The following is an 18830-nucleotide window of genomic DNA, read 5'->3' on the forward strand; positions in this document are numbered from 1 at the left end:
GTAATCTATAGCGTAACTCACAGTTAAGGTACATCTACGGCATAACGCCCGAGACGCACCCCCCGAGTTTGAATTCCTTCAGCTCGTGACGTCAGGACCTGTGAACGCTATTTTTTCATGTCTAAAGAGCATTAGTTTGTTACAGGGATTGAGGTGATGGCAGCTTGTTAAATGAGAAGCTGCATTTTTATATTGAAGGTCTAATAGCTGAGCGGAATCCGTTGTTAATGGAAATGGAAAGCTACGCAAAAGAACATCATGTCCCGATTATGGAGCTTGCCGGAATTGAAACAATGCTGCAATTATTGCGGATTCACCGTTCGAAAAAAATTCTTGAGGTTGGGACTGCGATTGGTTATTCGGCCTTAAGGATGGCGGGGGCCATTAAAGGTTCGCACATCGTTACTATTGAGCGCGACGAGGAGCGAATAAAGGCTGCCGAGGAATTTATCCACCGTTCGGGGAATGGTGAGCAAATTACCTTAATCAAGGGTGATGCACTTGAAGTTATGGCCGAAGTAAGTCGATATGCCCCATTTGATGTGATATTTATCGATGCAGCAAAAGGTCAATATAAAAAGTTCTTTGAAATATATGCTGACCATCTTACCGAAGATGGAATGATTATTACTGACAATGTCTTGTTTAAAGGACTTGTCGCTGAATCAGAAATTGAATCTAAGAGAATCCGTAATCTCGTGAAGAAAATTGATGGCTTTAACCGCTGGTTAATGGATCATCCATATTATGATTCGGTGATTCTTCCTGTTGGGGACGGCGTCGCTATCAGCAAAAGAAGAGGTGAGAGGAAATGAAAAAACCAGAATTGCTTGTTACACCATTGACTGTCGAGGATATAGTGCCGTTAGCTGAGGCGGGAGCGGATGCGTTTGTTATCGGGGAACAGCGATATGGATTAAGGCTTGCCGGTGAGTTCAACCGTGAGGATGTAGAAAAGGCGATTGATCTGGCTCATTCCAAAGGGAAAAAAGTCTACATCGCGATGAATGCGATTTTTCACAATGAGAAAATTGAAGAACTCGGTGATTATATTCAATTTGCAGCTGCGGCAAATGCGGATGCCATTATTTTCGGCGACCCGGCGGTTCTAATGACAGCTAAAGAAGTTGCTCCTGAAATGAAGCTCCATTGGAGTACTGAGACAACAGGCACGAATTGGTACACGTGTAATTATTGGGGGAGAGAAGGTGCGAAAAGATCTGTTCTGGCCCGAGAAATCAACATGGATGCCATAGTCGAAATTAAGGAAAATGCCGATGTTGAAATTGAAGTGCTGGTTCATGGAATGAGCTGTATGTTCCAATCGAAACGAACTCTCCTTGGGAATTATTATGAGTACCAAGGGAAAGTCATGGAAATTGAAAATCGCAAGATGGAAAAGAATATGTTCCTGCACGACAAAGAACGTGCTAATAAATATCCGATTTTTGAAGATGAAAATGGTACCCATATTATGAGTCCGAATGATATTTGTATCATTGACGAGCTTCAAGACATGTTAGAAGCTGGAGTAGACTCGTTTAAGATTGACGGGATCTTAAAGAGTCCAGAGTATATCTTGGAAGTGACGAAACTATATCGTGATGCCATTGATTTATTTTTCGAGGACCCAGATGCTTATGATCATAAAAAGGACGAGCTGCTTGAGGCAATCGAAGAAATTCAGCCTGCAAATCGTTCGCTAGATACAGGGTTCTATTTTAAAGAGACAGTATATTAAAAGGGAGGAGTTCAATCGTGAATACAGTTAAAGATAAAATTTCTGAGATCATCGACGGGAAACGTGTCATTGTGAAGAAGCCAGAACTCCTTGCCCCAGCAGGCAATCTTGAAAAGCTGAAAATTGCGGTTCAATATGGCGCCGATGCCGTATTTATCGGCGGTCAGGAATATGGACTGCGTTCAAACGCCGATAACTTTACATTTGAAGAAATGAAAGAAGGCGTCGAGTTTGCGAAGGAATTTGGCGCCAAAATTTACGTGACCACCAATATTTTTGCCCACAATGAAAATATTGCCGGCTTAGAGGAATATATTCTGGGTTTAAAGGAGACGGGAATAGCGGGAATTATTGTTGCCGATCCGCTTATTATTGAAACTTGCCGCCGCCTTGCCCCGGAGATTGAAATCCACATTAGTACACAGCAATCACTATCCAACTGGAAAGCGGCCCAGTTTTGGAAAGAGGCAGGGGCAGAACGGGTTGTATTAGCTCGAGAAGTAAGTGCGGAAGAAATCAGAGAAATGAAGGAAAAGGTTGATGTTGAAATTGAAACCTTTATTCATGGCGCAATGTGCATTGCCTACTCTGGACGCTGTACTTTGAGTAACCATATGACCGCACGGGATTCCAACCGCGGCGGCTGCTGTCAGTCATGCCGCTGGGATTATGATCTATATCAACTAGAGGGCGAGAACGAAAATGCACTTTATGCGGAGGGTGATGCCCCGTTTGCAATGAGCCCAAAGGATCTAAATTTAATTCAGGCGATTCCACAAATGATTGAATTAGGGATTGACAGTTTAAAAATCGAAGGCCGGATGAAATCGATTCATTATATCGCAACAGTTGTCAGCGTTTATCGCAAGGTGATTGACGCTTATTGTGCCGACCCAGAGAATTTTGTGATTCAGCGGGAATGGTTAACAGAGCTCGATAAGTGTGCAAACCGTGAAACGGCTCCGGCGTTTTTTGAAGGCATTCCAGGGTATAAAGAGCAAATGTTTGGTAATCATAGCAAGAAGACTAGTTTCGAATTTGTTGGTCTTATCTTGGATTACAACAAGGAAACGCAAATGGTAACCCTGCAGCAGCGGAACCATTTTAAACCAGGGGAAGAAGTGGAATTCTTCGGACCAGAAATTCAAAATTTTACACATGTAGTAGATAAAATATGGGATGAAAAAGGTAATGAACTGGATGCAGCTAGACACCCTCTTCAGATTGTGCAATTTAAATTGGACAAACCGGTATACCCTAACAACATGATGCGAAAGGAGAACTAGCATGATGCAGAGACCTGTTGTTATTGGTGTCACCGGTGGCTCCGGCTCCGGCAAAACCAGTGTAACAAAAGCGATTTATGAAAGTTTGAAGGATCATTCTATTTTAGTATTAGAACAGGATTATTATTATAAGGATCAAGGTGATTTGCCGTTTGAAGAACGATTAAAAACAAATTATGATCATCCGCTGGCCTTTGATAATGATTTATTAATTGAACATATTGAAAAGCTGGTGCGATATGAGGCAATTGAGAAACCGGTTTATGATTATTCGATTCATACCCGTTCAGAAAAGGTTATTCAGGTTGAACCTCAGGATGTAATTATTTTGGAAGGAATTTTGGTGCTTGAAGACGAGCGGCTTCGTGATTTAATGGACATTAAATTGTATGTTGATACCGATGCTGATTTACGAATTATTCGCCGCATGACGCGTGATATTAAGGAACGCGGGCGGAGCTTTGATTCGGTTATCGACCAATATTTAAATGTGGTTCGGCCGATGCATAATCAATTTATCGAGCCTACGAAGCGATACGCTGATGTGATTATTCCAGAGGGCGGGCAAAACCATGTTGCCATCGATTTAATGGTCACAAAAATTCAAACAATTCTTGAACAAAAATCATTTTTATGACACAATAGCAAAAGATAAGGAATAAATATTTAGTTGCGCGCCCTTATGTAACAAGGACGCGCTGCTATATATTATGCGTAATCTGCATAAAACCTACATACACTACATACACAATTCTAATGGGGATTTGTGAAGACTAGAAGGAGTGAGGATTTTGGCTGCTGAGAAAGTATTTCCAATGACACAAGCAGGAAAAGACAAATTAGTTCAGGAACTTGAGTATTTAAAATCAGTGAAGCGTAAAGAAGTGGTGGAAAGAATTAAAATCGCGCGAAGCTTTGGCGATTTATCGGAAAACTCCGAGTATGATTCCGCGAAAGAGGAGCAGGCTTTTGTTGAAGGCCGAATTACAACCTTAGAAAATATGATTCGCAATGCGAAAATTATCTCAGAAGGCGATATGACAGGCGATTCCGTTGCATTAGGCAGATCGGTAACCTTTGTTGAGCTTCCAGATGGTGACGAAGAAACGTATTCCATTGTTGGGAGTGCTGAGGCCGATCCATTTGAAGGGAAAATCTCCAACGATTCACCAATAGCGAAAAGTTTATTAGGTAAGAAAGTTGGCGATCAAGTTTCCGTTCAAACGCCAGGCGGTGAAATGAGCGTCCGCATCGTTAGCATTAAATAATTGAAATAATATTATTCATTTGAATATTGTTTGAAATTTACAAACCTCGTCAAAACTTTTGACGAGGTGTTTTTTATGTGGAGAAAACGGGCACTTTTTTGGCTGTTCATTTGTATAACTGGTTTGCTGTTGTTGTTAATCCGTTTAATACAAATTCAATTAATTGAGACGGAAACTTTTTCAAAACATAATGTCAATTTACTCGAGGAAAGTGTTAAACAAAGAACCCAAGAGCTGGTAATCGATAATGGCAGAGGGAACTTTCTCGACCGCAACGGGGATATGCTGACCCATAAAAAGGTGTCCGTACTGGTCCTATTTCCATTTTTAAAAAAAATCGACTGGGAGATTGAAAAGGTGTCTGCTATTTCTGGGATATCGGTTCAAGTACTGCAAACGGCAGTAGAAGCGGCAAAAAAGCCGTTTGCTTTTGGCGACCCGGAACCGCGTGCGCTGACGGCCTCACAAATGGAACAAATCAATGACTTGAAAATACCCGGTGTGTTTGCAATCGAAAAAAAGTTTGAACGATCTGATATACCTGCGGAGCAGTTACTTGGTCTGACGGGTGAAAACCCGCAAGAATTAAAGAAACGTTACCCGAATAAAGAACTGTCGGAGAAAACACTCTTAGGTGTCTCCGGGCTTGAAGAAAGCTTTGATGAATTCCTGCTCCCTGAAGGAAAATCAAAGCTTGTTTACCATGTAGATGGCGGCGGTGCACCGCTATTCGGAATCAATGTTAAGTATGTCGACCCGGCGAACCCGTTTTATCCTGTAAATGTGCGGACATCGATTAATAAAAGCCTCCAGCAAAAAGCGGAGGATTTAGTGGATAAGTATCAGATAAAAAAAGGCGGTTTAGTGCTTCTTGATATTGAGGACAATAGCGTGCTCGCGATGGTGTCACGGCCAATGTTGAATAAAAAGGACCCCTATAGCAGTGCAGGAATTACCAATCGGATGTTAAAACAGCAGATTATCGGTTCAGTGTTTAAAACCGTTGTTGCCGCGGCAGCCATCGATCATAATCTTGCCGACCCCGCCCGGCTTTTTGATTGCAGTAAAAAAATCAATGGCAAGCCGGAACTAACATACGATTATGGAATGCTTGATTTTACCAATAGCTTTGCGAGAAGCTGTAATCGAACGTTTGGCGAGCTGGCAAGAGAACTGCAAACAATAGATTCTCACATGTTAGAGGATTATGCGGCTAAATTGTCACTGACAGGCATTAACGGCTGGCAGGGGGAAGTTTATCATACAAGCAATTTCAAGCAGCTTGCTGACGAAGATAAAGGCAGGGTGTTTTTGACAGATGAAGCCCGAAAAGATGCAAATTTTGTAGCGATGTCGGGAATTGGTCAGAATGAAGTGCGTGCGACTCCTTTATCTGTCGCCAATATGATGGCGACGATTGCCAGAGGCGGTAAAAAAGAGATGGTCAGGGCGGTTTCGAAAATTGAGTATAAAAATGGGACAACGATGGTTGATTTCCCCGAGCAAAACTTAAAAGGAGAAATGATTTCTCCTTTTACGGCCATGAAGCTGCAGAAGCTACTGCGAGAAGTCGTCCTTAACCCCAATGGCACGGGAAGGTGGTTTAATAATTTGCCATACGATGTTGCAGGAAAATCGGGTACCGCGGAAACAGGAAAATATGAAGATGGTAAACAATTGCATAATAAATGGTTTGCCGGCTATTTTCCTTACCAACATCCCAAATATGCGTTGGTAGCTGTTAATTTGGATGTGCTGGATTCGGAGGGCGGGGTTAATCCGTTGTTTGCCGATATGGTCAAGATGCTGTATGAAAATGATCATGGAAAGGAACAGTGAAAAAGGTTTTCCCTTCAAGTTCTCTGCAAATCATGTTAAAATATTGAGAGCCTTATGTTTAGGAGTGATATAGTTGAGTAATGATTTTAATTCTAATTCGCGTTCTGGATATCGTGCGAAAAGAAAGAAGACGAATATCGTATTAAATGGTTTAATTATCGTTGTACTTCTGTTAATTATTTTTGTCGCATACAATATTTTTGCATCAGGGGATGACAAGGCAGCACCAAAGAAGGAAAGCCCAAAAACAGCACAAAAGGATACCGAACATAAAGAGGTTAAGGATAAGAAAAAAGACGAGAACGCCAAAAAAGATGAGGAAACTAAAAAAGATGACAGCTCATCAGATGATACTGCGGCGGAAGACCAACCAAGCGAGGAGACAACCACACCGGAAAAGCCGGATGATTCGCAGGCCGTCGTGTCTGATGGGGGCACATCTTCCAATGTGCTAAAAACCATCGAAAATCCGAGCTGGAAGCCAGTTGGAACATCACAAACAGGCAATCATACCCCAGTTTATAGCGGAACAGATTGGGATGAGATGTTGAATGCTATTTCCTATGCAACCGGATTAGATCCGAGCAACATGACGGTTTTTTGGCTGGGCAGTGACAAATCAACCACCAACGCATCAATCGGAACCGTCCACTCCAAGGATAAAACACAAAAATATAAAGTTTATATAAAATGGGTCGACGGCCAAGGCTGGATGCCAACCAAAGTCGAAGAACTAGCAGAATTGCAAAGATAATGGGACAAAGGGGCAGGCTCCTTGTTTCAAAAGAACTAGGACATGGGGACTAACCCCTTGTCCTTATTTCTTTTTAAAATGAACTACAGCCGTAAAGTAGGTTTGTCCGTTTTCATTGACGTGCATTTGGTGGGAGACCGAATGTACCCCAAGCAAGATGGTTCTGTTTTCATCAATTTGTGCCTCAATCTTTTTCTGCAAGGTTTTAAGATTATTAGCTTCGAAAAATTCCACTTTATCCTCAATTAAGTCAAATTGAAAATTCATCTAAATCATCCTTTCCATACTTCCATTTTAGTTATTTCTTTAAATCCTAGCAACGGGAATTGTTTAAAAGTTTTGGGACAATGTGCCTATCCCCTTGTTCCAAATTGTGAAGTGTGATAACATTGTTTTAAATTAATTCATAGTATACTCATAGGAATTATGCGTTTATATTTGGGGGCTGATTTTATGGGCAGAGAATTTTTAGATATTTTTGAGCAATGGGCTGATTCTTACGATGATACCGTCATTGGTCATGATATAGAATATAAAGAAGTATTTTCAAAGTATGAGCAAATATTAGCTGCCGTGGCCGACCAGTCCGTTGGTCATGTAGTAGAATTTGGCGTGGGAACAGGAAATTTGACACAAAAGCTCTTGTCGAGAGGGCTTAGAGTTACTGGAATTGAACCATCTCCTCCGATGAGGAAAATTGCTGAAGCAAAGCTTGGCAATAATGCAGTTCTTCTAGACGGTGATTTTCTTCAGTTTCCAAAGGTAAACAATATTGATACCTTTGTCAGCACCTATGCCTTCCACCATCTCACCGATGACGAAAAAGCAAACGCTATTACTCACTATGGCAGCCTGCTTTCAAAAGGTGGTAGAATAGTGTTTGCGGATACGATGTTTGAATCTGCGAAAGATTATAATCAAACGATCGAAAAAGCAAAACATCAAGGCTATCTTAACCTGGCAAAAGATTTGGAAACTGAATATTATACAACGATTCCGTTTTTAACAAATATCTTAGAAGAAAACCGTTTTAGCGTTACCTTTAAACAATTCAACGATTTTGTCTGGTTATTCGAAGCCGTAAAACAGTAGAAAGAGGTCAAATTATGAAAATCGCCATCATCGGAGCAATGGAAGAAGAAGTTAAATTACTAAGAGAAAATATTGACAATCAAACACAAGAAACAGTAGCGGGATGCGAATTTACGTTTGGAACCATGCATGGTGCGGAAGTGATTCTCCTCCGTTCAGGAATTGGCAAAGTCAATGCCGCCATGTCGACGACGATCCTGCTTGAAAAATATAAGCCTGATTACATTATCAATACCGGTTCAGCAGGGGGCTTTAATCCAGCACTTAATGTCGGAGATGCTGTAATTTCAACAGAGGTTCGTCATCATGACGTCGATGTAACGGCATTTGGCTATGAATATGGTCAAGTTCCACAGCTGCCGGCAGCTTTTGTAGCCGATGAAAAATTAATGGCAGTTGCAGAAGCAGCGGCAAATGAATTAGAAAACTTCCAAATCGTGAAGGGCTTGATTGTTACCGGCGATTCTTTCATGGAGGATCCAGTCCGTGTTGATTTCGTCCGTTCCAAATTTACCGAGTTACAAGCGGTTGAAATGGAGGCCGCTGCAATTGCGCAAGTAGCTCATCGCTTTGGCGTTCCTTTCGTGATTATTCGTTCGCTTTCTGATATAGCCGGAAAAGAATCCGAACTTTCGTTTGATCAGTTTATTGATAAAGCAGCAACTAATTCTGCTACATTGGTTATGAAAATGGTAGCAGACTTACGTTAGGTTAACAGGGGTGGAGAAATGAAGGTCTACAAAAATGTTCATGAATTAATTGGCCACACACCAATCGTTGAAATTACCCAGTTTTCATTGCCTGAGGGTGTTCGTATTTTTGCCAAATTGGAGTTCATGAATCCAGGGGGAAGTGTCAAAGACAGGCTCGGAATGGAACTGCTTCGTGAAGCCTTTTCAAGTGGGAAACTTCGTACGGGCGGGACGGTAATTGAGCCGACTGCCGGAAATACCGGAATTGGCTTGGCGCTTGCAGCCATCAATAAAGGGGTACAGGTCATTTTTTGTATGCCGGAAAAATTCAGCATGGAAAAGCAGGAAATCATGAAAGCGCTTGGGGCGAAAATCGTTCATACACCAACGGAGCTAGGAATTAAAGGGGCGATTGCAAAAGCTGAAGCCCTGCTTACAGAAATTCCCGGTTCTTATTGTCCCCAGCAATTCGCCAACCCGGCAAACCCTGCGACCTACTATAAAACATTAGGACCTGAGCTCTGGGATCAACTTGAAGGTGAGTTAGATGTTTTTGTTTCAGGAGCAGGTTCAGGTGGTACATTCATGGGAACTGCCCGTTTTTTGAAAGAACAAGAAAAACAAATAAAAACGGTCATTGTTGAGCCTGAAGGTTCGATTTTAAATGGCGGTGAACCTGGCCCGCATAAAACAGAGGGAATTGGCATGGAGTTCTTGCCGCCGTTTATGGAGCCTATCTATTTTGATGCAATTCACACCGTTAGCGACGAGAATGCCTTTCACCTCGTCAAGGAATTAGCGGCTAAGGAGGGGCTGCTTGTAGGCAGTTCTTCCGGAGCAGCTTTTTATGCGGCGCTCAAAGAGGCAGAAATAGCTAAGGCTGGCACCAACATCGTTGTTGTTTTTCCAGACGGCAGTGAACGATACTTAAGCAAAAAAATCTTTGAGGGGGGAATTTAGGATGAGAAGAAAAACGAAATTGATTCATGGGGGCATTAGTGAAGATCCAGCAACAGGAGCGGTTTCTTTTCCGATTTATCAAGTAAGTACGTATAAGCAGGAGGGTGTCGGAGGACACAAAGGCTTTGAATACTCGCGCACCGGCAATCCGACGAGGAACGCACTGGAAGAACTGATTAAAGACCTTGAGGGTGGCGAAGCTGGATTTGCATTTGGCTCCGGGATGGCGGCGATGACTGCTGTAATGATGCTATTTAACAGCGGTGATCACGTTATTTTGACGGATGATGTTTACGGCGGTTCATTTCGGGTTATGACGAAGGTATTGAATCGCTTAGGAATTGACTCTACATTTGTTGATACAACAGACTTAGAGAATATTAAACGTGAAATTAGAGCAAATACGAAGGCAATTCATTTAGAAACACCTACAAACCCGTTATTAAAGATTACAGATATTAAGGCAGTCGCTAAGCTTGCGAAAGAGCATAATTTATTGACAATCGTAGATAACACTTTTTCTACTCCGTACTGGCAAAATCCAATTGAGCTTGGTGCTGATATTGTCCTTCATAGTGCAACAAAATACCTTGGGGGCCACAGCGATGTTGTTGCAGGATTAGCGGTTGTTAACAGCAAGGAACTGGCTGAAGAACTTCATTTTATTCAAAATTCCACTGGCGGTATATTGGGGCCGCAGGATTCATGGCTGTTAATTCGTGGAATGCGGACATTAGGGATTCGCTTGGAAGAAATGGAATCCAATACAGCGGCAATTGTGGCATTCTTACAAGGCCATTCTGCTGTGAAAAAGGTTTTCTACCCAGGCCTTGAGACACACCCGAATCATGAGTTAGCTAAGCGACAGACTAGAGGCTTCGGGGGCATGGTTTCGTTCGATGTAGGCAGTGCCGAAAATGCAGACCGCTTGTTAAGCAAAGTGAAATATTTTACATTAGCAGAAAGCCTCGGTGCAGTCGAAAGCTTAATTTCTGTACCGGCAAGAATGACACATGCCTCGATACCAGCAGAACGGCGGGCAGAACTAGGCATCACAGACGGCTTAGTCCGCATCTCCGTCGGCCTTGAAGATATTGAAGATCTACTTGAGGATTTAGCCCAGGCATTAGAATAGCAATGATAGGGTGTCAGGCGCCATGTGAAAAATTCACATGGTGCCTGACACCCTTGCTATTTTAAGGGCTATTTTATTATCTTTTTAAAAAGTTTGAATAAAAAGGTTTACAAAGTACCGATATGTGGATATAATTACCCTTGTAAGTAAAAAATTCCAAAAGGGGGTCGAAGAAAATGAATTTAGTTACAATTGCGTCTGGCGCTGTCATGAAAACTGTATATTTGAATATCACGCATTCGACCAGACTGGAATGGATTGCTTAGCTTAACGTTACAATACATATCCATGCCGCAGGGAGAATGACGCCTTGCGGTATTTTTGTGTCCAAAAAATGACCGGCCGCAAGGGGACTCTTTTCTTCTTGCGGCCTTTTTGTGCCCTTTTTACAGGCAAAATGGATATGGCTTGCATAAATTGTAAATGTTGCTGAACAGAAAAACGAAAGAAAATCCTTTTAAGGAGGTGGCAGGTATGACCCTAAATATATTCTTTTTCTCGATTACCATTAAAAAACGTCAAGCAAGCCTTGTAGATGCTGTTCAAAATGAACTTGCTGAAAATCTTTATGAGCGAAACAGAGACCGTCAAATTTCCGTACATCATTTCATGTAATCGGAGCTTTAGTGAAAGGAAGTGAATCAAAATGACTTTAAATATATTCTTTTTCTCGATCACCTTTAAAAAACGAGAAGTAAGCCTTCAAGAGGCAGCGCAACAGGAAATGGTTGAGAAACTTTATGAACAAAACAAAGACCGCCAAATTTCGATGCAGCATTTCATGTATTAATGCTTTAAGTAAAGGAAGTGAATCAAAATGACTCTTAATATATTCTTTTTAACGATAACGATTAATAAACGTAGAATGAACATTCAAGAAGCTGCACACCAAGAAATGGTTGAAAGGCTTTATGAACAAAACAAAGATCGTCAAGTCTCCATGCACCGCTTCATGTAAGGATTTTAAAATTTGCAAAAAAGAAAGGTGGTTTTTAATATGTTGTTTTTTCTAATGCAAGGTCGGGGTGCTAGTCTCTGGGATTCGAAGGATACCACCTAGTAAAGAAGTTGAATAGGAGGTAAAAAACATGCCACTGCATATTTTATTTTTATCGCTTATCTTTAAAGCAAAATCTAGAAAATAAAAATGTTTGTTAACAAAATGTTCACTTTTCCCTAAGATTGATACTGTGAAAATATGATAAATTCAAAGTAGAAGTAGCAGTAGCAGGATAAACCTAAGGGGTGGAGAATATGTTCATGGTTGTGATGGCTTTAATTATCACCGGGGCGATTGGCTGCGTAATTATTTCTGAAATAACAGTAGAATAACAAAAAAAGAAGCATCGGCCATTTGTCACGGCCGATGCTTTAATATGTTTATTTTTTATCTTTCGTTAATTCTAAGAATTCATCAATATCATCAAGGCAGATGTGAACAGCTTTTTCCCAGAAGTCTTTTTGGGTTAGATCCACTTGTAAATGTTTCTCTGCCAGATTCTCTACAGTCATTGATGCCGTATCCCGCAACAAGGCCATGTACTTTTCTTCATAGCCTTTACCTTCCTCTAATGCCTTGGCATAAATACCGAGGGAGAATAGATAGCCAAAGGTATATGGGAAGTTATAGAATGGAACACCGGTAATAAAGAAATGCAGCTTCGATGCCCAGAATAATGGATGGTACTCCTCTAAAGCACCACAGTAAGCCTCCTTTTGCGCCTCAAGCATCAATTCATTCAATTTTTCTACAGTCACAGTACCATGCTTTCTTTCCTCATAAAAACGTGTTTCAAACAGGAACCGGGCGTGGATATTCATTAAAAGGGCGACTGTTCTTTGGATTTTGTCATCTAATAAAACGAGTTTTTCTTCTTCATCCTTAGCATTTTTTACCGCTGCATCAGCGACAATCATTTCCGCAAAGGTCGAAGCGGTTTCGGCGACGTTCATCGCATAATTACAGTTAAGGAACGGAACATCTCTCATGGCAAAAGAATGAAACGCATGCCCCAGCTCATGTGCTAGTGTAGATACATTAGATGGTGTCCCGGAGTATGTCATAAAGATACGGGATTGTTTACTCTCAGGTAAACCGGTACAGAACCCTCCAGGTGCTTTTCCAGGGCGGTCCTCCGCCTCAATCCACTGGTCTTCAAACGCAATCTTCGCAAAAGCAGCCATCTTATCGCCGAAGTGAGCAAAGTTCTGTTCAATAAATTCTGCGCCTTCTTGATAAGACACCTTTGATTCTGTATTGCCATATGGTGCATCTAAATCAAACCAGCTCATCTTTTCAAGACCCAAGAGCTTTGCTTTACGCTCTAAATATTGAACGAGCTTCTGCTTATTTTCAGAAATGACAGCCCACATTGTTTCAAGGGTTTCCTTCTCCATCCGGTTAATGCTGAGCGGTTCCTTCAAGACATCTTCCCAACCTCTTTTTTTATAAACATTCAAACGGAAACCGGACAGATGGTTTAAGGTTTTTGCCAGGAAATCTGCCTGCTCTCCCCAAGCTTTTTCCCAATTTTTAAAAACTGCTGAACGGACGTCGCGTTCAGAGCTGGAGAATTTGTTATGTGCTTGACCGACAGAAAGCTGTTTTTCCTCGCCATTTTCAGTAAAAGAAACTTTGATTTTGCTGACAATTAAGTCATATAGTTGTCCCCAGCTGTGATAGCCGTCCACTTCAAGAGCGCTGATTAAGGCCTCTTCCTCTTTAGAGAGCTTCTCCTTGGCTTTTTCGCGGCTTTCCGTTAACACGAAGGCGAGCTCCTTTAAAGGTTCTACGGTTACTAGCTGCTGCCAAACACCGTCATCAATTGATGTCAGTAAATTATCTAATGAACCTAGTGCTGTCTGGAAGCCAGCACTTAAACTGGTGATTTTCGCGTCAAGTGAATAGGCCTTTTTATCCTCAGTATTTTGCGCCAGTAAACAGCCGACAAAGGCTCCAGCCTGAATTAGTTTTTTCGCGGCGACTTCTAAATCCGTTAGTAACTCTTGCAGGTAATTGGCGTCATTAGGTGAATTAATGGGTGTCCAGTTGTTAACTTTTGCTTCAAAATTTTGAATCAGTTCTTCAGTTTTAATAAGGTGTTTCTGTAGTTCAGGAGAATCGCTGCCACCTTTAAAAAAAACGTCTAGATCCCAAACCTCTGAATATGTAGTTGCTGTCATTCTTTGTACCCCCTTTTTATAGTACAATTTTATTATAATGTAACCATTCGAAAAACTCTATATTTTACGGTTTCCGAAATAATAGGCTTATGCAGAAGTGCATAAGCCGTAAAAGTTCTTAATAAAAACTGGTATACCACCACCAGGCTCCGAAGATAAACAATAGAATAAAGAGTACGATTATGACTGCAATCCATACACCGGCACTGAGGGCATATGGAGCACGATATGCAGGATACGCAGAATAGGCAGGATAGGCAGGATAGGGTGCTGGACAACCGAAAGAATTTGGATAACCGTAAGTCATCAGGATTCCCCCCTTTATCATTTATTACAGGGTATGTGCCTGTTAGATTACTTTTATAGGCTGAAGCTTTTACCCAGTGCAATTATTTGACAATCGGAAGGGGACTGCGGTATAAGTGGATGGATAACTTCGATTGTCTATGGTAGTGTGAAACGCCATATATGTTTTTAGGGGGAAAAAAATGAAGCTTCAACGAAAACTAATGATAGCGATTCTTTCAGGAATATTATTAATCGCCTCAGGCTGCTCAAATAAAAGCGGGGATAACAAAAAAACTAATCAAGAAAATAAGGCTGAAACAATTAAGAATTTTGAAATTGTTGAGGCAAAATCGTTTAAGGTAAAAAATATTCGCGGCATTGGCTACCCTGGAAATGACAATGCGCTTTATCTGGCGGCAAATGACGGATTGAAAATGTACAATGATGGAAAGTGGACCAAAACAACAACCAATCAACATGATTATATTGGTTTCCAAGCGCTCGAATCCGGATTTCTATCGAGCGGACATCCGCAAAAAGGGACAGGCTTTTCAGACCCATTAGGTTTAGTCAAAAGTACTGATAAGGGGAATACACTACAAAAATTAGCCCTCTATGGCAAAACGAATTTTCACTTCACCGCGTCTAGTTTTTCTGGCAACGGGCTGTATGTGATTAGTGAACAGCCGAATGATGCCTTAAGCTTAGGCGTGAATTACTCAACAGATAACGGCGGCACATGGAAAAAGAGTGCATTTAAGGATTTCAACGCGGATTCACTTGGAATGATGGCAGTGCACCCAAACAATGGTGCGATAATGGCTATGTCCACAAGGTCAGGGATTTATTATTCAACCGATAACGGAAACACAATGAAGCTGATAACCGACCCAATTATGGTTACTGCGCTCACGTTTATCGGAGATTCCATTCTATTCTCCAGTGTGGAAAACGAAAAAATTTTATTAAAGACGATAAATCCTGCATCGGGAGAACAGACGAGCATCGCTTTTCCATTTTTAGATTATGATAATCCGATTACTTATTTAACAGTTAATCCAAAAAACACGAATCAAATGGCATTCACTACTTATAAAAATGATTTATATGAATCCTCAGATGGTGGCAAAAATTGGCGCAATCTCCTTAAAGACGGTAAAAAAGAGCTGGAGTAATATCTTCAGCTCTTTTATCCTTTTTTCTTCCGTTCCTTCTCGGCGCGGTAAAATTCGTGGAACATTTTCATTAGGGCGCGCTTTTCAATTCTTGATACATAGCTTCTTGATATCCCGAGTTCTTTGGCAATTTCCCGTTGTGTTTTTTCTTTTTGCAAATCAAGGCCGAAGCGGCCAATAATGACTTCCTTTTCCCGGGTATCAAGGACTTCAATATATTTTTTAATTTTTTCTAGTTCCATGTTAAGTTGGATGGTATCAATGACATCTTCAGATTCTGATTTAAGGACATCAATAAGCGATATTTCATTCCCCTCTTTATCCTGGCCGATTGGGTCATGCAGGGAAACATCCTTTTTCGTTTTCTTAAGCGCGCGCAAATGCATCAGGATTTCGTTCTCAATGCATCGTGCGGCATAGGTAGCAAGCTTCGTTCCTTTTCCTTCTGAGTAACTCTCAATCGCTTTGATTAAACCGATTGTTCCAATTGAGATTAAATCCTCGGAATCCTCGCCGGTATTTTCGAATTTTTTTACGATATGTGCAACGAGTCGCAGATTGTGTTCAATTAGCATATTTCGGGCATGCGCATCCCCTTCTGCCATTAACCGTAAGTATTTTCTTTCTTCTGCAGCAGATAGGGGTTGCGGAAAGGCATTATTCTTTACATAGGAAACAAGAAAAAGGAATTCTTTCACTAAATAACCGAGTGCTGTTAAAATTCCAGACATAAAAACCCACCCCCGTCTTTTTTAGGACTCAAGCCTATTAATAATTCCTATGAAAAAAACGGGAAATTGTGTCTGTCCAGAAAATTTTATTTAAGGAATGCAAAAAAAAATGACCACCGAGATCTCGCATAAGCAGGTCATTTTTCTTACCATTTATACTTTTTTTAGTTTAAAGGAACTAACCATTAGGAATGATAGAATGATAATAATGAATAAGAACGTTTGGGATGGAACGTAGGGAATGGCCAAGAAGCTTAGGGTTGCCAAACACCCGGCTGCGGTAATCGGTAAACCGGTAAAATATCCATTGCTTTCGGTAATATTGAACCTCGCTAATCTAAATGCGCCACAGCCGATGTAAAAAACTGTGAAAAATGATCCAGGTCCGCCAAATTCATTTAAAATTCCTTGGTATAGTAATAGTGCTGGTGCCACTCCAAATGATATAATATCACTCATGGAATCTAATTGCTTGCCAAGTTCGGATTCGATATTAAACTTTCGGGCAATCATTCCGTCGAACCGGTCTGCTAAGGCGGCAATAAAAATGAGCAGCAGGCTTAGTCTTAAATTTCCATTAAGTCCAAACACAATCGCAAATCCGCCTAAAGATAAATTTGCTAAGGTTATCAAATTGGCTGTTTGTGATTTAAGCTTTTTAATTGTCTGATCAAATACATCCAATAAAAACATTTTCCAAACCACTCCTTTTTTTAGCCGAGGGGGAATAATTTTCCTTGTTTTATTCTATTTAATTCTAAGGGTTTTATGTCATTTCGTAAAGAGTATTTTTACACTATTTGGGGGTCTTTCAATGTTACAAACTGTTTATCGTCTTTTGATTGAGTTAACGAATGGAAAGTGGACATCCGTTGTTTTAAAGGGATTTGCCCGATCGCGGCTCAGTCGATTCATCGTACCTTCTTTTGCAAAAGTTTATCATTTGAACCAAGAAGAAATGGAGAAGGGCTTGTCTGAATATCCCACGCTTCACGATTTATTTATTCGCACGTTAAGAAAAGGAGCGCGTGAAATCGATCAAACGGTTGACTCTGTTGTTAGTCCGGTAGATGCGGTTATCGAAGATGTGGGTCAAATTAGAGAAACAAGTGAAATCGTTGTAAAAGAAAAGACCTATTCCATTGAAGAAATGCTTGGAAATCAAGAACTGTTAACAAAGTATTTAAATGGTACATACTTAATTCTTTATTTAAGCCCAAGTCATTATCATCGAATTCATAGTCCCGTTGATGGCGATGTCACTAAACAGTGGACGCTGGGAAAGAAATCGTATCCTGTTAATAAATGGGGGGTAAAGTACGGAGTTAGAACACTGGCAAAGAATTACCGTGTCATGACGGAAGTGAAAACGGAGTTTGGACATGTAACCATTGTCAAGGTTGGCGCCATGTTTGTTAATTCCATCGAAACAACACATACGGGGACGAAATTGGAAAAGGGCAGTGAAATGGCCTATTTTAGTTTTGGGTCAACAGTCGTTTTATTATTCGAAAAAAACACTTTCCAAATAGATCCAGAAATACAAACCCCAAAAGAAATCAGAGTTGGAGAAAAGATTGGATTATTAATGAAAGAAATGGGCAAAAAGAAAAGCCCTTAAAGGGCGATGTAAGAAGATTATGAAGACCGCTTAATTTTATTGAATAAAGACCGCCGCTGAATTTCAGATTCAATGAGACAAATAAACTCCGGGCTTAAATTAAGCTCTCTTGCTTTATAATAGGACTCAATTAATAATTCATCTGACAGTTTCCGCATGTCAGGATTCACCTCCAATTAGAAATAAAGGGTTCTATTTGCTGAAATGTTATCATATAGTAGTACGTTCAATTGGTGTACCCTAAATCTACCAAATTTAAACCTAGAGAACAATCGTTCCAATTATCCACAGGTTCTAGTGGATAACTTGTGATTAAATTGTTTGTAAAGTTAGAAAATGTAAATGATTCAATGGGTATAATGTTAATAAGGTTATCCACAGGTCATGATAAAGTAGAGATTTGTCGAAAAATATTTTTTGCTTTTCATAAAACTGTCATTTTCATTCGCTTTTCTTTGAAACAAAGGGTGAAATTGGTTATGATGTTACAAGTAAGTGGCTCTTTCAAAGAGTCGATTTTATTTAGAATTAATGAGGTGTTAGCTTAGTGTTAAAACAATTTTTACCGAATGAACATGTAAAAAGCATTTTGGATATATCTCCTGTAGAATTAAAACAAAGAGGCATTAAAGGGATCATTACCGATTTGGATAATACGTTAGTAGAATGGGACCGCCCCAATGCAACTCCTGCATTGATTGAATGGTTCGCTGAAATAAAAAAACATAATATTCTTGTCACAATTGTTTCTAATAATAATGAAGAAAGAGTGAAGGCTTTTTCTGACCCTCTTCAAATCCCGTTTATTTTTCGGGCAAAAAAGCCAATGGCACCGGCCTTTCGCAGAGCGATTTCGCTAATGGGGATTACAAAAGAAGAAGCTGTTGTTATCGGGGACCAATTATTAACCGATGTCCTCGGCGGCAACCGAAGCGGATTTCATACCATCCTTGTTGTGCCGGTTGCGCAAACGGATGGCTTCTGGACAAAATTTAATCGCTTTGCGGAACGAAGAATCTTAAACTGGTTCCGCAAAAAAGGCATGCTGCAATGGGAGGATTAAGC

23 protein-coding genes are annotated in these 18830 nt (G+C 40.6%); 17 read left to right on the forward strand and 6 right to left on the reverse strand.

Annotation, left to right across the window (positions count from 1 at the left end; translation table 11 throughout):
* Window positions 1-164: 164 nt before the first annotated feature.
* From AA980_RS13385 to AA980_RS13415, 7 genes are all read left to right on the forward strand, one after another.
* The gene (locus tag AA980_RS13385) at window positions 165-815 is read left to right on the forward strand and encodes an O-methyltransferase (protein WP_024029964.1); all 651 of its coding nucleotides are present in this window, start codon (window positions 165-167) and stop codon (window positions 813-815) included.
* Complete coding sequence (locus AA980_RS13390) at window positions 812-1741, forward strand: peptidase U32 family protein (RefSeq protein ID WP_024029963.1); 930 nt, start codon at window positions 812-814, stop codon at window positions 1739-1741. The genes AA980_RS13385 and AA980_RS13390 overlap by 4 nt, the downstream gene beginning before the upstream one ends.
* A gap of 17 nt (window positions 1742-1758) precedes the next feature.
* Complete coding sequence (locus AA980_RS13395) at window positions 1759-3027, forward strand: peptidase U32 family protein (protein WP_024029962.1); 1269 nt, start codon at window positions 1759-1761, stop codon at window positions 3025-3027.
* A gap of 1 nt (window position 3028) precedes the next feature.
* Window positions 3029-3664: a uridine kinase gene (gene udk, locus AA980_RS13400; protein WP_034724708.1), complete on the forward strand. Its 636-nt coding sequence runs from the start codon at window positions 3029-3031 to the stop codon at window positions 3662-3664.
* 154 nt (window positions 3665-3818) lie between these two features.
* Window positions 3819-4295 carry a transcription elongation factor GreA gene (gene greA / locus AA980_RS13405; RefSeq protein WP_024029960.1) on the forward strand — a complete coding sequence of 159 codons (477 nt, stop codon included), beginning with the start codon at window positions 3819-3821 and terminating at the stop codon, window positions 4293-4295.
* A gap of 75 nt (window positions 4296-4370) precedes the next feature.
* Window positions 4371-6134 carry a peptidoglycan D,D-transpeptidase FtsI family protein gene (locus tag AA980_RS13410; protein ID WP_024029959.1) on the forward strand — a complete coding sequence of 588 codons (1764 nt, stop codon included), beginning with the start codon at window positions 4371-4373 and terminating at the stop codon, window positions 6132-6134.
* 73 nt (window positions 6135-6207) lie between these two features.
* Window positions 6208-6888 (forward strand): YrrS family protein, encoded by a 681-nt coding sequence (locus AA980_RS13415; protein WP_024029958.1) that lies wholly within the window; start codon window positions 6208-6210, stop codon window positions 6886-6888.
* Window positions 6889-6951: 63 nt separating this feature from the next.
* Here the strand turns inward: AA980_RS13415 and AA980_RS13420 are convergent, their stop codons facing one another.
* A complete protein-coding gene (locus AA980_RS13420; protein ID WP_024029957.1) occupies window positions 6952-7155 on the reverse strand; it encodes a DUF2536 family protein in 204 nt (67 codons plus the stop codon).
* A gap of 186 nt (window positions 7156-7341) precedes the next feature.
* On the opposite strand from AA980_RS13420, the gene AA980_RS13425 reads away from it, so the two are divergent.
* From AA980_RS13425 to AA980_RS26400, 7 genes are all read left to right on the forward strand, one after another.
* Window positions 7342-7980 (forward strand): class I SAM-dependent DNA methyltransferase, encoded by a 639-nt coding sequence (locus AA980_RS13425; RefSeq protein WP_024029956.1) that lies wholly within the window; start codon window positions 7342-7344, stop codon window positions 7978-7980.
* Between the two features lie 14 nt (window positions 7981-7994).
* The gene (gene mtnN, locus AA980_RS13430) at window positions 7995-8690 is read left to right on the forward strand and encodes a 5'-methylthioadenosine/S-adenosylhomocysteine nucleosidase (RefSeq protein ID WP_024029955.1); all 696 of its coding nucleotides are present in this window, start codon (window positions 7995-7997) and stop codon (window positions 8688-8690) included.
* Window positions 8691-8708: 18 nt separating this feature from the next.
* Window positions 8709-9632: a PLP-dependent cysteine synthase family protein gene (locus AA980_RS13435; protein ID WP_024029954.1), complete on the forward strand. Its 924-nt coding sequence runs from the start codon at window positions 8709-8711 to the stop codon at window positions 9630-9632.
* A 1-nt stretch (window position 9633) separates the two neighbouring features.
* A complete protein-coding gene (locus AA980_RS13440) occupies window positions 9634-10767 on the forward strand; it encodes a bifunctional cystathionine gamma-lyase/homocysteine desulfhydrase (RefSeq protein WP_024029953.1) in 1134 nt (377 codons plus the stop codon).
* 474 nt (window positions 10768-11241) lie between these two features.
* Window positions 11242-11382 (forward strand): YrzI family small protein, encoded by a 141-nt coding sequence (locus AA980_RS26390; protein ID WP_024029952.1) that lies wholly within the window; start codon window positions 11242-11244, stop codon window positions 11380-11382.
* Between the two features lie 31 nt (window positions 11383-11413).
* Window positions 11414-11557 carry a YrzI family small protein gene (locus AA980_RS26395; protein WP_024029951.1) on the forward strand — a complete coding sequence of 48 codons (144 nt, stop codon included), beginning with the start codon at window positions 11414-11416 and terminating at the stop codon, window positions 11555-11557.
* Window positions 11558-11584: 27 nt separating this feature from the next.
* Window positions 11585-11725, forward strand: a complete 141-nt coding sequence (locus AA980_RS26400) for a YrzI family small protein (protein ID WP_024029950.1) — start codon at window positions 11585-11587, stop codon at window positions 11723-11725.
* Window positions 11726-12147: 422 nt separating this feature from the next.
* Here AA980_RS26400 and AA980_RS13445 read toward each other — a convergent pair whose 3' ends face one another.
* Together AA980_RS13445 and AA980_RS13450 are read right to left on the reverse strand one after the other, a co-directional pair.
* Window positions 12148-13950 (reverse strand): M3 family oligoendopeptidase, encoded by a 1803-nt coding sequence (locus AA980_RS13445; RefSeq protein WP_024029949.1) that lies wholly within the window; start codon window positions 13948-13950, stop codon window positions 12148-12150.
* Between the two features lie 118 nt (window positions 13951-14068).
* On the reverse strand, window positions 14069-14257 hold the full coding sequence (locus AA980_RS13450) for a hypothetical protein (RefSeq protein WP_024029948.1): 189 nt from the start codon (window positions 14255-14257) through the stop codon (window positions 14069-14071).
* A 181-nt stretch (window positions 14258-14438) separates the two neighbouring features.
* On the opposite strand from AA980_RS13450, the gene AA980_RS13455 reads away from it, so the two are divergent.
* Entirely contained in the window at window positions 14439-15413 is a 975-nt protein-coding gene (locus AA980_RS13455; RefSeq protein WP_024029947.1) for a F510_1955 family glycosylhydrolase, read from the forward strand.
* Window positions 15414-15427: 14 nt separating this feature from the next.
* Here the strand turns inward: AA980_RS13455 and sigK are convergent, their stop codons facing one another.
* Together sigK and pssA are read right to left on the reverse strand one after the other, a co-directional pair.
* Window positions 15428-16144 (reverse strand): RNA polymerase sporulation sigma factor SigK, encoded by a 717-nt coding sequence (gene sigK, locus AA980_RS13460; RefSeq protein ID WP_024029946.1) that lies wholly within the window; start codon window positions 16142-16144, stop codon window positions 15428-15430.
* 153 nt (window positions 16145-16297) lie between these two features.
* Complete coding sequence (pssA, locus tag AA980_RS13465; protein WP_024029945.1) at window positions 16298-16837, reverse strand: CDP-diacylglycerol--serine O-phosphatidyltransferase; 540 nt, start codon at window positions 16835-16837, stop codon at window positions 16298-16300.
* A gap of 121 nt (window positions 16838-16958) precedes the next feature.
* Here pssA and AA980_RS13470 point away from each other — a divergent pair, with 121 nt between their 5' ends.
* A complete protein-coding gene (locus AA980_RS13470; protein ID WP_024029944.1) occupies window positions 16959-17765 on the forward strand; it encodes a phosphatidylserine decarboxylase in 807 nt (268 codons plus the stop codon).
* 17 nt (window positions 17766-17782) lie between these two features.
* On the opposite strand, the gene sda is transcribed toward AA980_RS13470, so the two are convergent.
* Window positions 17783-17923 (reverse strand): sporulation histidine kinase inhibitor Sda, encoded by a 141-nt coding sequence (gene sda, locus AA980_RS13475; RefSeq protein WP_024029943.1) that lies wholly within the window; start codon window positions 17921-17923, stop codon window positions 17783-17785.
* Between the two features lie 389 nt (window positions 17924-18312).
* Between sda and AA980_RS13485 the strand changes: the two genes are divergently transcribed.
* A complete protein-coding gene (locus AA980_RS13485) occupies window positions 18313-18828 on the forward strand; it encodes a YqeG family HAD IIIA-type phosphatase (RefSeq protein ID WP_024029941.1) in 516 nt (171 codons plus the stop codon).
* The last annotated feature ends 2 nt before the right edge of the window (window positions 18829-18830 follow it).

This window comes from Neobacillus vireti (genome assembly GCF_001026695.1).
Taxonomy (GTDB): domain Bacteria; phylum Bacillota; class Bacilli; order Bacillales; family Cytobacillaceae; genus Neobacillus; species Neobacillus vireti.

What these genes read in the sequence shown, in the direction of transcription:
- AA980_RS13440 (WP_024029953.1), top strand. Translation starts at nt 9,634, where the DNA reads ATGAGAAGAAAAACGAAATTGATTCATGGGGGCATTAGTGAAGATCCA.
- udk (WP_034724708.1), top strand. Translation starts at nt 3,029, where the DNA reads ATGATGCAGAGACCTGTTGTTATTGGTGTCACCGGTGGCTCCGGCTCC.
- pssA (WP_024029945.1), bottom strand. Translation starts at nt 16,837, where the DNA reads ATGTTTTTATTGGATGTATTTGATCAGACAATTAAAAAGCTTAAATCA.
- AA980_RS26400 (WP_024029950.1), top strand. Translation starts at nt 11,585, where the DNA reads ATGACTCTTAATATATTCTTTTTAACGATAACGATTAATAAACGTAGA.
- AA980_RS13455 (WP_024029947.1), top strand. Translation starts at nt 14,439, where the DNA reads ATGAAGCTTCAACGAAAACTAATGATAGCGATTCTTTCAGGAATATTA.
- AA980_RS13470 (WP_024029944.1), top strand. Translation starts at nt 16,959, where the DNA reads ATGTTACAAACTGTTTATCGTCTTTTGATTGAGTTAACGAATGGAAAG.
- AA980_RS13390 (WP_024029963.1), top strand. Translation starts at nt 812, where the DNA reads ATGAAAAAACCAGAATTGCTTGTTACACCATTGACTGTCGAGGATATA.
- AA980_RS13425 (WP_024029956.1), top strand. Translation starts at nt 7,342, where the DNA reads ATGGGCAGAGAATTTTTAGATATTTTTGAGCAATGGGCTGATTCTTAC.
- sda (WP_024029943.1), bottom strand. Translation starts at nt 17,923, where the DNA reads ATGCGGAAACTGTCAGATGAATTATTAATTGAGTCCTATTATAAAGCA.
- AA980_RS13450 (WP_024029948.1), bottom strand. Translation starts at nt 14,257, where the DNA reads ATGACTTACGGTTATCCAAATTCTTTCGGTTGTCCAGCACCCTATCCT.
- mtnN (WP_024029955.1), top strand. Translation starts at nt 7,995, where the DNA reads ATGAAAATCGCCATCATCGGAGCAATGGAAGAAGAAGTTAAATTACTA.
- AA980_RS26395 (WP_024029951.1), top strand. Translation starts at nt 11,414, where the DNA reads ATGACTTTAAATATATTCTTTTTCTCGATCACCTTTAAAAAACGAGAA.
- AA980_RS13445 (WP_024029949.1), bottom strand. Translation starts at nt 13,950, where the DNA reads ATGACAGCAACTACATATTCAGAGGTTTGGGATCTAGACGTTTTTTTT.
- sigK (WP_024029946.1), bottom strand. Translation starts at nt 16,144, where the DNA reads ATGTCTGGAATTTTAACAGCACTCGGTTATTTAGTGAAAGAATTCCTT.
- AA980_RS13435 (WP_024029954.1), top strand. Translation starts at nt 8,709, where the DNA reads ATGAAGGTCTACAAAAATGTTCATGAATTAATTGGCCACACACCAATC.
- AA980_RS26390 (WP_024029952.1), top strand. Translation starts at nt 11,242, where the DNA reads ATGACCCTAAATATATTCTTTTTCTCGATTACCATTAAAAAACGTCAA.
- AA980_RS13410 (WP_024029959.1), top strand. Translation starts at nt 4,371, where the DNA reads ATGTGGAGAAAACGGGCACTTTTTTGGCTGTTCATTTGTATAACTGGT.
- AA980_RS13420 (WP_024029957.1), bottom strand. Translation starts at nt 7,155, where the DNA reads ATGAATTTTCAATTTGACTTAATTGAGGATAAAGTGGAATTTTTCGAA.